The following is a 15,278-nucleotide window of genomic DNA, read 5'->3' as shown; positions in this document are numbered from 1 at the left end:
CATCACCTGTTTCCCATAAACGCTAAATCATAATTACCGGATATAAAGCGCTCATCCTCTACAATCCGCAGTTGTTCCTCAATGTTAGTCGATATGCCGCCAATTACCAATTCGCAAAGTGCTGCCCTCATTTTGCGGAGGGCTTCTTCCCGTGTTTTAGCATATACGATCAGCTTGCCAAGCAATGAATCATAATACGGGGATACGACAGTGCCTGTGACCAGACAGGTATCAAACCGTACAGACGGTCCGCCCGGAACATGAAGCATTTCCAGCGCTCCACAGCTGCCTGCATTGATACGGCATTCAATGGCAGAGCCTTTTATTCTAACATCCTTTTGTATAAAATTCAGCGGTATACCAGCTGCAATGCGGATCTGCCATTTTACAAGATCAAAGCCTGTCAACATTTCTGTTACACAATGCTCAACCTGCAGCCGCACATTCATTTCCATAAACCAGAAGTTTCCCTCCCGGTCAAGCAGGAATTCAAGCGTACCCGCACCTACATAGCCAATTTTTTTTACAGCATCCACTGCCAGCTCTATAATCCCCTGACGCTGCCCGTCATTAACGGCAGGAGAAGGAGTTTCTTCCAGCAGCTTTTGGTTTCTTCTTTGGAGAGAGCAGTCCCTGTCACCAAGGCACACTGCATTTCCGTATTCATCAGCAAGAATCTGCAATTCAACATGTCTTGCAGGAAAAATATATTTTTCAAGATACACACTGCCGTCGCCAAATGCACTGACCGCTTCACTGGTTGCCTGATAGTAGGCATCCTCCAGTTCATCCTCCGAATGAATCAGACGGATTCCCCTTCCGCCTCCACCTGCACAGGCTTTGAGCATAACAGGATATCCGATTCCGTCAGCTGCCTGCCTTGCTTCTGCGGCAGAAGCTACTGTTTTTGTTCCGGGAATGACCGTCAGGCACGTACTTCGAATCAGTTCCTTCAACAGTGCTTTATTACCAATACGCTCCATGCTTTCGGGATCCGGGCCGATAAATACCAATCCGTTCTTTCTGCAGGCACGGGCAAAGTGTGCATTTTCAGAAAGAAAACCATAGCCAGGATGAATTGCCTGCGCTCCCGCCAAAATAGCGGTGCTTATAATTTGATTTTCGTTCAGATAACTTTCCGAAGCCTCGGGACCACCGATGCAATAGCTTTGATCGGCAAGAGCCACGTGAAGGGCATTTTTATCCGCCTCAGAATATACAGCAACCGTAGCCACACCCATTTCCTTGCAGGCACGGATGATACGGACAGCAATTTCGCCGCGGTTGGCGATCAGTATTTTTGAAAACATAGTTTACACTCCTGTGATTGCAAAGGAAAATTCAGCTGAAGCGCAAAGTCTTCCATCCACTGTAACAGTACCCTCTGCAAAGTAGAAAGGATGCTTTGCGCGTTTGATACGGCACTGTGCTTCGACTGTATCCCCTGGCTTAACAGGAGAACGGAATTTCACATTGTTAAGCCCTGTATAAACAGGCAGTTTCCCTTCGCTCATTTTATCCTTCATCAGTACGCATGCAGACTGAGCCAGTATCTCGCAGAGAATAACTCCGGGCACAACAGGATTATCCGGGAAATGTCCCTTAAGGAAAAATTCATCGCCACGAACAGTATAATGCCCGACAGCTGTACTCTCCTTATTTTCTGCATCGTCAAGAAGCAGCATATTATCCCTGTGAGGTAATATAGTCATTATTTCTTCTCTGTTCATATTCCTATCTCCTGATACGGAAAAGCTCTGTTCCATATTCAACAACCTGCCCGTCAGTAACACAGATCTCCGAGATGACACCATCTTCATTGGAAGCAATCTCATTCATCAGCTTCATTGCTTCCACAATGCAGAGAGTTTGTCCCTTTTTCACTGTATCACCAATAGAAACATAGGGATCGGCATTTTCTGCCGGTGCCGTATAAAATATACCAACGATAGGTGATTTTACGCTGATATAATCCTTTGACCCAGCTGCTGTCTGCATATTGGCAGCAGTACCGGGAACAGAATATAAAGTTTCTTCTGCAGGCGCTGCAATGGAACGCTCCAGACGGACCTTACTGTTTTCCTCTGTAATTTCAAGTCCTGTCAGCCCAAGCTCCTTCATCAGCTCGGCATATTTGCGGATATTTGTTTCTTTCATCTTATTACACCTTTCTGAAAGCAAGGCATGCATTATGACCACCAAATCCAAGGGAGTTGGAAAGTGCCAGCGTGATATCTGCTTTTACAGCAATTTTCGGGACACAGTTCAGATCACAATTTTCATCCTGTTCATCCAAATTGATCGTGGGCGGAATAATACTCTCATTCAGTGCAAAAAGACAAGCCAGTGCTTCAATAGCGCCCGCTGCCCCAAGCATATGTCCTGTCATGGATTTTGTGGAGCTTACATAAGCCTTCTTTGCATTATCTTCTCCAAGGGCTTTCTTGATAGCAGATGTCTCAATTACATCATTCATCGGTGTACCCGTTCCATGTGCATTGATATAAACAGTATCTTTATCTGTGTATCCGGCTTCTTTCATAGCATCCTTCATTGCCTGTGCACCTCCGCGCGCATCTGGATGAGGGGCCGTGATATGACAGGCATCGCAGGTAGAACCATAGCCACATACCTCGCCATAAATTTTTGCACCGCGTGCCTTTGCATGCCCATACTCTTCAAGAATAAGCGCAACAGCTCCTTCACCGATAACAAAGCCGCATCTGCGTTTATCAAAAGGCAGAGATGCCGCATCTGGATCTTCAGCTGTGGAGAGTGCCTGCATATTGACAAAGCCTGCGATAGCAGAAGGAACAATAGCAGCTTCAGCACCGCCTGTGATCACAGCATCAGCATAACCGTGACGAATAAGGCGCATTGCTTCACCGATGGCGTTGGAACCAGAAGCACACGCAGTAACGGCAGGCATGACAGATCCCCGGCAATCATGACGGATAGCAATCGTACCGGCTGCCATATTACCGATCATCATGGGCACAAATAAAGGAGAAACCCGACGCGGTCCTTTCTCTATCAGCTTTGTATGCTCTGTTTCAAAGGTGCTGATACCACCAATGCCTGAACCAAAGATAACTGCGAAGCGTTCTGGCTCAACATTGCCTTCAACACCGCTATCATCTACTGCCTGCTGTGTGGCTGCAACAGCAAACTGTGCATAGCGGTCAGTACGGAGCACCTCATTAACCTCCAGGTACTCCTTGGGATCAAAGCCCCTGACTTCAGCTCCCAGCTTTGCTTTGAATTTTTCTGTATCGAAAAGCGTAATGGATCCAATGCCGTTTTTACCGTTCTTCATATTCTCCCAGGTATCAGAAACACTGTTTCCCAAAGGGGTAATTGCACCGATACCGGTAACAACAACTCGTCTGTTTTCACTCATAGTTTTTCTCCTTACATAGCAATGCCTCCGTCGACACGGAGCACCTCGCCGGTTACATATTTTGCAGTTGCAAGATATGCAACTGCGTCTGCCACATCCTCTGGTTCACCCATCTTACCGAGTGGGATCATATCCAAAAGAGGATTGTCTGTCTGATTTCCTGTCATATCTGTTGCGATAAATCCGGGAGCAACCGCATTACAACGGATACCTTTTGGTGCAAGCTCCTTCGCTACGGACTTTGTAAGTCCGATCAGCCCAGCCTTTGATGCGGAATAATTGCATTGCCCTGCATTGCCCATCATGCCCGAAACTGATGTGATATTGATAATACAGCCTTCACGTGCCCGGATGAACAGTCCTGTCATATGGCGGATCATATTGAAAGCACCTTTAAGATTGGTGTCCAGAACCGCATCAAAATCTTCTTCTTTCATCATGGCGAGAAGTCCGTCATGCGTAATTCCCGCATTATTCACAAGGAACTGTACCGCACCAAAATCAGCCCTGATCTTTACCACAGCTTCCTTGACAGCCGAAAAATCAGCAACATTGCATTGATAAGCCCGCGCTTCTACACTGTAACTCTGGCCGCATTTTTTACACACCTTCTCTGCGGCGGCAGCATTACCTGCATAAATAACGGCTATATTGGCACCCATTGAAGCCAGTTTATATACGATCGCTTCACCAATGCCACGGGAGCCTCCTGTCACAACTGCAGTTTTTCCGTTCAACATCCTTCCACCTCCGCAAGATATTCGATAACATTTACAGCCTTTATGTCTGTACTTATTTTCTTAATCATGTTAGTAAGCGTTTTGCCAGGACCTATTTCAATGAAGGTATCAATTCCATCTGTGATCATATTACGGATAATCTTTTCCCACTGTACCGGACTGCATATCTGCTTGGAAAGCAGTCCTGCCACATCATTGGTATAGACTTCAGCGGTCACATCCGAATAAAGTACTATGTTTCTTTCCTTAATAGCCGCCTTGTTCAGCTCTCTTTCAAAAGCCTCTGCTGCCGCCTTCATAAAAGGTGAATGAAACGCTCCCTTTACTTTAAGCGGGATTGCTCTGCCACCGGCTGCTTTTACATCTGCAAGGAAATCTGTCATTTGAGAGGAAATACCGGATACTGTGATCTGCCCGGGACAGTTAAAGTTTACAGGATAAACATCAGGATATCTTCTGCATATATCCTGCACCTGTTCTGACGTCAGCTTCACAACAGCAGCCATAGCTGTGTCGAACTTCTCAGCCTCGCCCTGCATCAGTTCTCCACGCTTGCAGACAAGACGAAAACCTGTTTTATCGTCAAATATTCCACTGACCGTTGCCGCAACAACCTCACCGAGAGAAAATCCTGCTAATGCATCCGGGACAACACCCTTTTCGATCAGAATGCTTGCTGCAGCTAACTCCATTGCAAAGAGGCAGGGCTGTGTATTCCTTGTTTCCCTTAGTTCCTCTTCTGTACTATTGAAGCACTGGGTGGATGTTCCAGGCCGTATGCTATCGCAAAGATCATAAATCCTTTGAGCAACCGGATATTCTTCGTACAGATCTTTCCCCATCCCAGGAAACTGATCGCCCTGACCCGAAAAAACAAATGCTATTTTATCCATTGTGATGCCTTCAGAAGGACAGCCTCAGCTTCCTCCATTACCTCCTTAACTATTTCTGCTGCCGGCTGCTCTTTTTTTACCATTGCCGCTATCTGGCCGGACAGAAAACAACCCTTTTTATCGTCGCCCTCCTGCACAGCAAGTCTTAATGCCCCTGTTGCCAGCTTTTCCAGCTCCTCATCCGGCATTCCACCATATTCAGCCTTGGAATATTCTCTTGCAAAGGGTGTTCTCAGACTCCGGACCGGATGTCCCAAACGCTTACCGGTTACCATCGTACAAAGGTCAGTTGCTTTAAGTATTTTTTCTTTATATACAGGATGGATGGTACACTCATTTGCACTGAGAAAACGGGTTCCCATCTGCACGCCCTGTGCGCCAAGCATAAATGCTGCTGCTACACCCCTGCCATCGGCAATACCACCGGCAGCAATAACAGGTAAAGTAGTTGCATCACAAATCTGCGGGATCAGTACTATTGTAGTAAGCTCGCCTACATGACCACCGCTTTCACCGCCCTCTGCAATAAGGGCAGAGGCACCAAGACGAGTCATCAGCTTTGCCATCGCAACAGAGGCTACTACAGGAATTACCCTGATTCCTGCACTCAGCCATTCCTTAATATATTTGGAGGGATTACCTGCACCTGTGGTCACAACCTCAATCTTTTCTTCTATAACAACCTTTGCTACCTCATCCGCAAAGGGACTAAGCAGCATAATATTAACGCCAATAGGTTTATCAGTAATACTCCTGGCAGCCTGGATCTGCTGTCTGACATAATCGCCTTTAGCATTTCCTGCTGCAATAATACCAAGGCCGCCACCGCAAGAAACAGCAGCGGCCAGTTTTCCGTCAGCGATCCAAGCCATACCACCTTGAAGCACTGGATATTCGATACCAAGCATTTCACAAATTGTTGACCTGATCATAATACTAGCCCTTTTTACTTTGGATAAACCTATCCAGGTCATCAACAGTTTCTACCTTCTGGTCCAATTCGATCTCAATACCAAGCTCATCCTCCAGATTCATCAGGAGCTCTACCGTATCAAGCGAGTCGATGCCAAGCTCAGAAAATCTGCTTTCCGGTTTTACAACAGAAACATCACAGCCTGTGCGTTCTGAAACGATTTTTGCGATAATGTCAAAGTACATGGTTAAATGCCTCCAGAATAATTATTTCAGGCAATTTTCTGCTGCCTGTTGTTATTTATTATACAGAGCTTCCGTTCCTCCAAAGAAACCGGCGCGTTCCAAAAGCGTTCCTGCTTTGTACACAATTAAAAAAACGGGAGTGCATCAGTTAAAATGCACTCCCGTTGAGTTCAAAATTTTCCACAGTGATTTTGCAGCTGCTCATGGTGTATTATAGATAATAAAGGCTGTTAAGAACTATATCCGCATTCACAGACTCCCGGTGTTGTATGTGGTTCCATATAGTAGAAATTGCAATCGGAGCACTGTCTTTTATGTTCCATAGTAGAATAACTGGTTGGTGCACTGATATTATGTGGTTCCGAAGAGCCGAAGTTGCATAAGGTGCATGATTTTATATGATTTTTATTATCATTGTTTATTACAAAGTAATAGTAATTATGCACATGCTGATATCCACATACCGAGCATTTGAAATCGTTAGTAGGATACTGATGCTTATCGGAATCCATAAGCCTGTCACACCCCTTGCATTTCCGCTTGTGGTACATCGTATCTATTATGTATTCGTCCGCTGCTTCGCAGGGCTCCTGCTTTTGTTCGTCTGTATATCTACAGATTTCACACACCGGTGCGTGTGCTCTTATATTCTCCAGTTGTTTTGTTATATATTGATGGGTACATACAGTAGCAGAAGGGACAGGAACAGGCTCTGGAGAAGGAGTTTCCGGTATGACAACAGGGTTACCGGTTTCTTCGTGATTTGTTTCTTCCTGATTTGTTTCTTCAGTCGGAGTAATCACAACGGGTACCGGTCTGGCAATTACCTGTCCGCGTAGTCCTGTTACCGTTATGCCGGCTTTTACAGCCTGAGGAACTGTTGTAATTGATCTGTTTTCCTGCATTCCATGAGTGGCATAATGGATATAATAAGCAATGATATTGTTCCCGAATGCTTCCTGAAGATCTTCATATGCGGCACGGTATGCAAACACGTGAAAGCTTTTGCTTAAAGCTCTTCCCTACGATAACCCATGTGCTGCAAAGTGATCCCAAAGAGCAGCTTCTTCATTCCCGTGGGCTTTTACCACATCAGGATATAATTCAGCATATTCCTCAGCAGAAAATAATGTTTTGATAATGGATAGTTCTTCAGAAGTTGCATTGGTTGTAAATTGTGGCTGGTTCTGCAGCTGATCCGCCTGTGGAGAGGCATAAGCCGTCATGGTGATACCTATACACATGATAAAAACCAGAGCCGGTGCAAGAAATTTTCTTCTCATAAAGTGTCCTCCTTTACACTGGTGGTATTGGTTAATATGATTCTATAAATATAGGTACAAAAAATTAAGAAAACTCTCACCTTCCAATTAAAAAATTTCTTCCTGCCACATCAAATATGCTTATTGTTGAGCTGATACCCTTTTGTATATAATCGGAGCATCATATCCGAAGGTTCTCCTTCCGTTCACTTCCATACTTTCGGAAACCTCCAGGCATGTTTCAGAAAATCTCTCCCATAACCTGAAGGTCATAACCGGGGAAAAGTGACTCACACTGCCACCTTCCCAGCCGCCATCTGTTTCCTTATATAGTGCCGGTGTAAACTTCTCAGATTTTTTCAGCTCATTATAGTCTACGGTTTTCATAGAAGCATAAGAGAACGTATTCTTGTCTTCTCCTGCCGGTAATTCATAGGAGGAAAGCAGGATCCCATCGCAACTCTCTGTAATAAGAAATAAATGTGGTGACGCATGCTTTCTTCCATCCGTCTCATAATAGCTTTCTTCTACTATGAATATTCCCGCGAAATCTTCAGGAATATTTTTTACCTTATCATTACAGACTGTATTCACATGCTGTGCATACGGATAGATCTTCCCGGCTTTTTTCATCGCGGTAAACTGTTCTTTATTATCAAAATAGCCTGTCATGAGCTTTACAAATTTTTCTATTTTCATTATATTGTCCTGCCTTTTCGTTACGCTTCAGCTTTAAAATAAAAGCTGAAGTCCCATTACAATGATCCACATATATGCACAGGTCTTTGATTTCCTGAAATAGCATACAGACAGATTACCCCTATACCGGTTACTGCGAAGACTGCATTTCTGATAATGGATAATTTCATATTTCCTTCATCTGTACACCAGTTATTCTGTGGAAACATACATATATTTTTGATAAATATATACTTAACGTTTACTCTAGCTCAAGAGAATCTGAAATATAAAAATGAAAGCCTTGTTTCCTGCAGTATTTTTCTATTTTCCGGATCAGCTTCCGGTTGGCTGTATATTCCAACAGATACACTTCCATTCCATCTGCCTTACATGATTCCAGATATCCGCAGAAATACTCCCTCTCCTCCCTGTTCTGCTCGTTAAAGGTTCCCTTAGCAAAATCAATATGGCTCCATACAGTCTCCTGGTTTACACCTGTCATAATAGGATCAATAGTCCCATAACGTTCCTTATATTCCGTCACATAAATATCACCACCATTGATGATGACTTCTTTTCCCAATGTCATGATGTACTGCAGGATGACTGTAAGACCATCAAAAATATCCTTTCGCGGAGCATAATAATATACGTCACAATTATCAATAAAAAAACCATCAACATCTTTTTCATATAGCTCCCGTGCCAGCTGCATTATAAACCTCTGCCAGTCCGGGCTTGCTGCATCCACCCATTTTTCCTCATCCCAATGTTCATAACTGCCAATTGCCAGTTCCTCATAGGCCGTATAATATTCCCTGAAGTTCTCGATAGAACCAATATTAAGATAAGTATATACGGTCGTTCCATTTTCATGCAGCTGTTCAATGTCCTTCTTTGTAAAATACTGCGCATCGATCACTATCGTTTCATACATTTCAAGCCGTTCCAGAGATGAGTCATCTACATTTAAAAAAACTCCATAATCCCTTTTTCCTAATGTTTCTGCTTTACAGCCTTTTATAAAAAGTCCCTCAATAATAAACGTGAGAACAAGCAGCACAGTCAAAGCTGTTGATTTTTTCTGTGAAATATTTAACATCTCCTTTAAACGGTTTTATTCTGTTTTTTCAACAGATATTACCTCTCCCTCAAACGGATCCACCTCAGATATTGTTCCTGTATATTTTACGATTACAGTATCCCCTTCGCTGACATTCTCCAGACCTTCCGGCTTCTCCTCAAAGGTAAAGCTATATGGCGTATCATTTTCATCTGTAATGACAAACATAAAATCCTTTATCTCATCGATCGTTCCCGTTAATTCCTTTTCTTCCGCCCGTCCACAGCCTGCAAATAAAGCCGCACAAAGCATTGTACAAATTACAATCGTCATCAGTTTCTTCTTCATTATCAATCTACCTCTTTCCTGTTATCAGCATTCTCTGAATATTTTTTAAAAAGATTACTCTACTATTTGACCTATGTAAATAGTATCTCTCCATAATTAAGGAAATATTTATGTTTCTCTATCATCCTCGTGCCTCGCTAAAGTAATTCGCCATAGTGACGGACATATGCCTTTTTCAGACCTGCTGCCAAGACCATATACGGCCGTTGATCAGTGTAGTTTTTAGCATGTTCCAGCTCAAGCAGTGAAATTTTTCTGTCAATTCCTGCAGCATATCCTGTCAGACTCCCCTTTACACCCACTACACGATGACATGGAATAATAATGGAAATTTTATTATGTCCCACTGCACCGCCAACTGCCTGTGCGGACATATGAGGAATATTTTTCAATTCTCCCATTCTGCGTGCTATTTCTCCATATGTGACCGTCTGTCCATAGGGGATCTCTGATAAAATCTTCCACACCTCCTGTCTGAATGATGAGCCGGAGGGATGAAGCGGAGGCGTAAAGTCAGGCTCATCACCGGAGAAATATATATCCAGCCACCTTTTGGCTTTCGTAAGGACGGGCGTTTCCTGTGAAACCTGCTCATCCGGAAGTGTATCTGCAAAATATTTCTGCCCTTCAAACCACAAACCGGTAAGTCCGTTTTCATCCGCAGCCATCAAAATATCACCTAACGGTGACCTATATCCACATGTGTATACCATATTTTTATACCTACCAGATCTTCATCACATGCTGCATGATCAGACTTACGACCGTTATTCCACACCAGCAGGAAGCACCAACGATAATGGGTTTGCCACCTGTTTTGATAAGCTGTACCATATTACTGTTCAAGCCGATCGCAGCCATAGCCATGATGATCATAAATTTAGACAGCTCCTTCATTGGCTTAAATACTTCCGCATTGACTCCCATATGTACACAGACTGTCGTGATGATCGCTGCTATCACAAAGTAAAGTATAAACATTGGAAATGCCCGTTTTAAGCTGAACTTTGCGGCCTGCTTTCCTTCCCGTACACTCTTTTTCGCCTGTATAAATGATAATCCAAGCGTGATCGGTATGATAGCAAGCGTTCTCGTAAGCTTCACAGTCACTGCTTTATTCAGTGTCTCACTTCCAAGGTTCCACATACTGTCCCAGGTTGATGCTGCAGCCGTTACAGATGAGGTATCATTGATCGCTGTCCCTGCAAAAATCCCAAATGCATCACCGTGTATAGTATCGAACCCAATTGCTTTTCCAAGCATGGGGAAGAAAATGGCTGCAAGCACATTAAAAAAGAAAATCACTGCTATGGACTGTGCGATCTCATCATCATCTGCACCTATGACGGGAGCAGTCGCCGCGATCGCAGAGCCTCCACAGATAGATGAGCCGACACCTACCAGTACAGATGTATTCGCCGGCACCTTGAGAACCCTTTGTAATATCCACGCAATGACAAGAGATGCTGTGATCGTGCAGATAATGATAGGAAGTGACTGCTTTCCAGTCTGAAAGATAACCCCAAGATTCATTCCAAACCCAAGCAAAACAACTGCAGTCTGAAGAATCACCTTTGAAGTCCATTTAATTCCTGATTCTGCTTTCCCTTTATTTTTCCAGAACATGGTAACGATCATTCCTGCTATAATAGCGATCACCGGTCCTCCTGCCACCGGAAAAGCCTTTCCAAGCAGCCACGACGGAATTGCTATCACAAGGCAGACAAGAATGCCACTCCCGTTTTTCTTCATAAAATTCATTTATTAATAACCTCTCTTTCTTATCATTTTCTTTTTTATCACATTATGTTCAAGCTTAAACCCATGCAGCTTCAGCAAACAGTATTTTCTGATACCGCTCAAAATCTGCTGTCGGTTTATCTATATCTTTCTTTGTCTACATCATTTTACTTCATGCCCGGTTACTGCCTCAAAATGATATTTGGCAATTCCAAGATCAATCTTAGAATAAAATCCTCCAAGATTTTTGGCTGTGACTTTTCCATTTTTCAGTTCAAAAAGGAACTTCTGCTGATTTACAGCAGTAGGTGCCAGACTTACTGCTTCCATACCTCTGTCAAACCATTCTGTACTCTGGTCTGCCTTTCCAAGTTCTGCTATTCTCTTGCCTTTATGTGGAACTCCCTGTGTTTCCCCATATCCCAGAGAAATAATGATCAGCAGTTTCTGTCCTCTGTTTATTTCTGCTTTTGATTTACCATGCGTCATTGCTACCCAGCAGGTATTAAGGCCAAGTTCCTGACACTTCAGCACAATCTTCTCACCATAATATCCTGCCTTTTCTTGATCATTTTTATTTCCGACAATAGCAATATAGTTTTTTACATTTTCAAACTTCCCATAATGAGCCATAAAAGAATTAAAACATTTTGGTTCGTCATAAAAAACCTGAATTGATAATTTACTCTCTGCATTGACAGCATTTATCAGGGAGTTGATTTCTTCTCTTTTAGATGATTCGATAGTCTGATTTTTATATTGCCTTACGCTGTGTCTTTCTTTCATAAGCTCTAATATATCCATTACAGTATCCTCTCTTTTGTTCCTTCGTCATATAGTTTCTGTATATTTTTTGGAAGCTTGTCAGGTAACATGGCATTTATACCATCTTCGTTACCATCTTTCATTGCCGTTTCATAATACCAGCACTTGAATTTTAAGAGGGAGAGAGTTTTTTGAAGTTCCTGGATTTCAGTTTCAACAGCTGATTTTCTGCTTTCACTGTATCACCCCACTCTTCAGCATTTGCATCAAATTGCCAGACATACGTCTATTAGGAGCTGACCCCAAGGCTCTTATAAATAAAAATCCGGTCTTCTAAGCTGTGTATACGGTTTTGCATTTCGTATTTTTAAGGATTCCTGCATATCTATATCCACATATAAAATCTGTTCCGTATCGTCTGCTTTTGCAAGAACATCTCCCTTTGCATCTACGACTATGGATTCTCCCGAAAAACACATATTTCCTTCTGTGCCAACACGATTACACATTGCCAATATAACACTGTTTTGAAATGCCTGTACCCGAAGTTCCCACTCAAACATCAGCGATGGCTCTGCTTTTGTATTAACGGTCGGTATCAGAATCAAATCTGCTCCACGCAGTACTTCTGTCCGTATGCTCTCAGGATAGTGTCTGTCAAAGCATACAACAAGACCTATTTTTCCAAATTCCGTATCGAAAACCTTAAAGCCCTCATCAGATGGCGTATAATAATCCTGCTCGTAAAATTGCTCTGCCTGTGCTATATGCACCATTTTCTGCGTGCCTTTTACTTCACCGTTTTTATCAATGAAAATACTTGCATCATATGTCCTGTCATTTTCAAGAAGATATAGATTAGGTACTGCCGAAATCTTATTGTTCCTGCATATGTCGCAAAATTTTTTTACAGTCTCTCCCTCAATTGTTACTGCATACTTATGTGCATCCTGACCTGGATACTGTGGAAAAAATTCTGTCAGCTGTACTTCTGGGAACAGTACAAGGTCTGCCCCTTGCTTTGACGCAATCTCAATTGCCTGCAAACTTTTATATAAATTTTCATCCTTACTGCCGTAATTCGGCATTTGAACTAACGCTAACCGCATACCTATCCCCTTTCTCGCTTCAAGCTCCAATTTCATTTTTTAATCTCCAGAGGCTCATCTCTGTACAACAAGCTTGAATTTATATGGCATTCCAAATAAAACAAAAGGCAAATACGCACCCCCATGCGTTGCCAGTTTTCTTCTTTACCATTAACATTCCGTAAATTGCAATAACTGTGGTAATTATTTCTACAATCCCCCAAAAAGAAGTGCTAAATGGGTGGAAAAGTATACACACGATTGCACAAGTAATAGCTCCATAATCTAACCATTCGTTTGTAGTAGGGTATCTTCTATTGATTTTGTCACAAATAACAACATAATTAAATCCTTCAAAAAAGCCCCACACAAGAACGATAAGAGCCATTCCTAATATTGAAAATGGAATACCACTTGCAATTACATCATCTGTGATTAAAATACTGAAAGATTGGTAGCCATTGAATTGACCTGATAAAAAAATATAACAGATGGACGGGACAAAGCATATAATCGTCCCGATGATTGCTTTGAAAATATTTTTTCGTATCAATCCAAAATGCGTGAAACTTTCTTTTCGCAAAATGCAAACGATTGTAATTCCCAATCCAGCTACGCCAAATTGTACTCCCGCATTAAGTAATAATCTTGGAATAACTGAAATATTGCTGTTCGCAACAAAACTCATTAGTTGTTTACCTGTTGCAGCGTAAAATAGGAAAACTCCCAATGTTACCAAAGCTATAATCCAAAGATCTGTTTCTAATCTTTTTTGTTCCGCTGAAAGTTGTTGTTTCTTCATATATGCTCCTTAAATACCGATTTACCAATTTCATTAAATAATAAATTTCATGAACTAACTACATTGTCAAAAAATTCATTACAAGATTCACCATTATATCTTTTTCTTCTGGTCTTGACTCTGCAATCATAAGCGTAATCGCAACCAATGCTCCATCACTGATTATCTTATTATCATCTCTATATAAAGCATTATTCCGAGCAAGGAATTCCAAAAATAACGATGCTGCTATTCGCTTACATCCATCTGCATATGGATGATCCTTAATCATAAAATATAATAAATTAGCAGCTTTTTCCTCTAATGACGGATATACATCTCCACCAAACACACTCTGATAAACTGCTGCCAAAATACCCTCAACTATACCATTTTTTTACATTCCTCATATGTTATTTTATATATAGGCCTGTTTCCCACTGGTTTTTTAAGAGATTGATGATCATATTGGTCTAAAAGCATTAATGCATCTGTATACGAGGTAACAGCCTTTAGAATGTCTGATTCTTCAACCTCCAATGTGCTTGCAAGCATCTTTGTTTGAATATCAACCGTTCTTTCAAGCGCTTGCAAGCGTTTTTCATTAATAGCATAACCTTGAATCACATATTTCTTTAAAACAGAATTAGCCCATCTACGAAATGCGATGCCTCGTTTTGAATTAACACGATATCCCACAGATAATATCATATCAAGATTATATATCTTAGGTTTTCGTCCTCCGGAACTTTTATCGGAAAAACCGATAGAAGTCTCATCCAACTCGCCTGACGATATAATATTATTGATATGTTCACTTAACGTTGCCTGTTTTACTTCAAACAATTCTCCCATTTGTTTCTGTGTTAGCCAAACTGTTTCTAATTCCGGACTTAACTCAACTTCAATATTTATATCGCCATCTGTAAATAAAACAATTTCATTTTTCAAAAAAATCCCCCCCCCTTATGAATCGCGCACAGGATAATCTTGTCCTGCGCATCCATATACATCTTCACTGTCATCATACCGGTTCCGTTGTTCATTCCCGGTACTGTAATTTCCTTCGTTTTATTAAAATCTATAAGCATATTATTGTCCTCCAGCTTATGATTTTCTACTTTGCTCATCCGTTCTGCAAACTTGAATTGAGATTTCATATATTCCAAGGGATTTAATAACTGTTATATTTTATTATCAAATATCTCTCAATCCCTTGAAAACACAAAGTTTATCGCAGGTGAGCTTTCCCTTATTGTTTCCCTTGCGTTATATCGTCCCACCAGTGTTTACGAACTCTGATAAGGGCAAAAACAAGGGCAAGAAAATTATATAAAACAGTATAACACAAAATAAAAG

At 41.9% G+C, this 15,278-nt stretch carries 21 protein-coding genes; all 21 read right to left on the bottom strand.

Annotated features, from left to right (window positions below):
• Positions 1 to 2 precede the first annotated feature (2 nt).
• Positions 3 to 1,310 carry an acetyl-CoA carboxylase biotin carboxylase subunit gene (locus OCV77_RS12435; RefSeq protein WP_262575322.1) on the bottom strand — a complete coding sequence of 436 codons (1,308 nt, stop codon included), beginning with the start codon at positions 1,308 to 1,310 and terminating at the stop codon, positions 3 to 5.
• Between the two features lie 3 nt (positions 1,311 to 1,313).
• Entirely contained in the window at positions 1,314 to 1,730 is a 417-nt protein-coding gene (fabZ, locus tag OCV77_RS12430) for a 3-hydroxyacyl-ACP dehydratase FabZ (RefSeq protein WP_118798594.1), read from the bottom strand.
• 4 nt (positions 1,731 to 1,734) lie between these two features.
• Positions 1,735 to 2,157 (bottom strand): acetyl-CoA carboxylase biotin carboxyl carrier protein, encoded by a 423-nt coding sequence (locus tag OCV77_RS12425; RefSeq protein ID WP_262575321.1) that lies wholly within the window; start codon positions 2,155 to 2,157, stop codon positions 1,735 to 1,737.
• Between the two features lie 4 nt (positions 2,158 to 2,161).
• Complete coding sequence (gene fabF / locus OCV77_RS12420) at positions 2,162 to 3,400, bottom strand: beta-ketoacyl-ACP synthase II (protein WP_262575320.1); 1,239 nt, start codon at positions 3,398 to 3,400, stop codon at positions 2,162 to 2,164.
• 11 nt (positions 3,401 to 3,411) lie between these two features.
• The gene (fabG, locus tag OCV77_RS12415; protein ID WP_262575319.1) at positions 3,412 to 4,140 is read right to left on the bottom strand and encodes a 3-oxoacyl-ACP reductase FabG; all 729 of its coding nucleotides are present in this window, start codon (positions 4,138 to 4,140) and stop codon (positions 3,412 to 3,414) included.
• On the bottom strand, positions 4,134 to 5,033 hold the full coding sequence (gene fabD / locus OCV77_RS12410) for an ACP S-malonyltransferase (protein ID WP_262575318.1): 900 nt from the start codon (positions 5,031 to 5,033) through the stop codon (positions 4,134 to 4,136). The genes fabG and fabD overlap by 7 nt, the downstream gene beginning before the upstream one ends.
• Positions 5,021 to 5,962: an enoyl-[acyl-carrier-protein] reductase FabK gene (gene fabK / locus OCV77_RS12405; protein ID WP_334307704.1), complete on the bottom strand. Its 942-nt coding sequence runs from the start codon at positions 5,960 to 5,962 to the stop codon at positions 5,021 to 5,023. The genes fabD and fabK overlap by 13 nt, the downstream gene beginning before the upstream one ends.
• A 7-nt stretch (positions 5,963 to 5,969) precedes the next feature.
• Positions 5,970 to 6,191, bottom strand: coding sequence for an acyl carrier protein (locus OCV77_RS12400; RefSeq protein WP_118798483.1), 222 nt, complete (start codon positions 6,189 to 6,191; stop codon positions 5,970 to 5,972).
• Between the two features lie 230 nt (positions 6,192 to 6,421).
• A complete protein-coding gene (locus OCV77_RS12395) occupies positions 6,422 to 7,186 on the bottom strand; it encodes a hypothetical protein (RefSeq protein ID WP_262575316.1) in 765 nt (254 codons plus the stop codon).
• 27 nt (positions 7,187 to 7,213) lie between these two features.
• Positions 7,214 to 7,474 carry a hypothetical protein gene (locus tag OCV77_RS12390; protein ID WP_262575315.1) on the bottom strand — a complete coding sequence of 87 codons (261 nt, stop codon included), beginning with the start codon at positions 7,472 to 7,474 and terminating at the stop codon, positions 7,214 to 7,216.
• Between the two features lie 120 nt (positions 7,475 to 7,594).
• Entirely contained in the window at positions 7,595 to 8,155 is a 561-nt protein-coding gene (locus OCV77_RS12385; protein WP_262575380.1) for a hypothetical protein, read from the bottom strand.
• Positions 8,156 to 8,393: 238 nt separating this feature from the next.
• Positions 8,394 to 9,236: an endo alpha-1,4 polygalactosaminidase gene (locus OCV77_RS12375; RefSeq protein WP_262575314.1), complete on the bottom strand. Its 843-nt coding sequence runs from the start codon at positions 9,234 to 9,236 to the stop codon at positions 8,394 to 8,396.
• 15 nt (positions 9,237 to 9,251) lie between these two features.
• Positions 9,252 to 9,545, bottom strand: a complete 294-nt coding sequence (locus tag OCV77_RS12370) for a hypothetical protein (protein WP_262575313.1) — start codon at positions 9,543 to 9,545, stop codon at positions 9,252 to 9,254.
• A 137-nt stretch (positions 9,546 to 9,682) separates the two neighbouring features.
• Positions 9,683 to 10,258 (bottom strand): methylated-DNA--[protein]-cysteine S-methyltransferase, encoded by a 576-nt coding sequence (locus OCV77_RS12365; protein ID WP_262575312.1) that lies wholly within the window; start codon positions 10,256 to 10,258, stop codon positions 9,683 to 9,685.
• Between the two features lie 10 nt (positions 10,259 to 10,268).
• Positions 10,269 to 11,306 (bottom strand): YeiH family protein, encoded by a 1,038-nt coding sequence (locus OCV77_RS12360; protein ID WP_262575311.1) that lies wholly within the window; start codon positions 11,304 to 11,306, stop codon positions 10,269 to 10,271.
• Positions 11,307 to 11,447: 141 nt separating this feature from the next.
• A complete protein-coding gene (locus tag OCV77_RS12355) occupies positions 11,448 to 12,089 on the bottom strand; it encodes a nitroreductase family protein (protein WP_262575310.1) in 642 nt (213 codons plus the stop codon).
• Between the two features lie 272 nt (positions 12,090 to 12,361).
• On the bottom strand, positions 12,362 to 13,159 hold the full coding sequence (locus OCV77_RS12345; protein WP_262575309.1) for a carbon-nitrogen hydrolase family protein: 798 nt from the start codon (positions 13,157 to 13,159) through the stop codon (positions 12,362 to 12,364).
• 79 nt (positions 13,160 to 13,238) lie between these two features.
• On the bottom strand, positions 13,239 to 13,940 hold the full coding sequence (locus OCV77_RS12340; protein ID WP_262575308.1) for a hypothetical protein: 702 nt from the start codon (positions 13,938 to 13,940) through the stop codon (positions 13,239 to 13,241).
• A 58-nt stretch (positions 13,941 to 13,998) separates the two neighbouring features.
• Positions 13,999 to 14,292 (bottom strand): type II toxin-antitoxin system death-on-curing family toxin, encoded by a 294-nt coding sequence (locus tag OCV77_RS12335; protein ID WP_262575306.1) that lies wholly within the window; start codon positions 14,290 to 14,292, stop codon positions 13,999 to 14,001.
• An 11-nt stretch (positions 14,293 to 14,303) separates the two neighbouring features.
• Complete coding sequence (gene rhuM, locus OCV77_RS12330; RefSeq protein WP_262575305.1) at positions 14,304 to 14,870, bottom strand: RhuM family protein; 567 nt, start codon at positions 14,868 to 14,870, stop codon at positions 14,304 to 14,306.
• A complete protein-coding gene (locus OCV77_RS12325; protein WP_262575304.1) occupies positions 14,867 to 15,049 on the bottom strand; it encodes a hypothetical protein in 183 nt (60 codons plus the stop codon). Before OCV77_RS12325 ends, rhuM begins: the two co-directional genes overlap by 4 nt.
• Between the last annotated feature and the right edge of the window lie 229 nt (positions 15,050 to 15,278).

The organism is Suilimivivens aceti, assembly GCF_025567405.1.
GTDB lineage: Bacteria > Bacillota > Clostridia > Lachnospirales > Lachnospiraceae > Suilimivivens > Suilimivivens aceti.
Note: the sequence above shows the minus strand (reverse complement) of the source record. Positions and strands in the feature narration are given on the sequence as shown.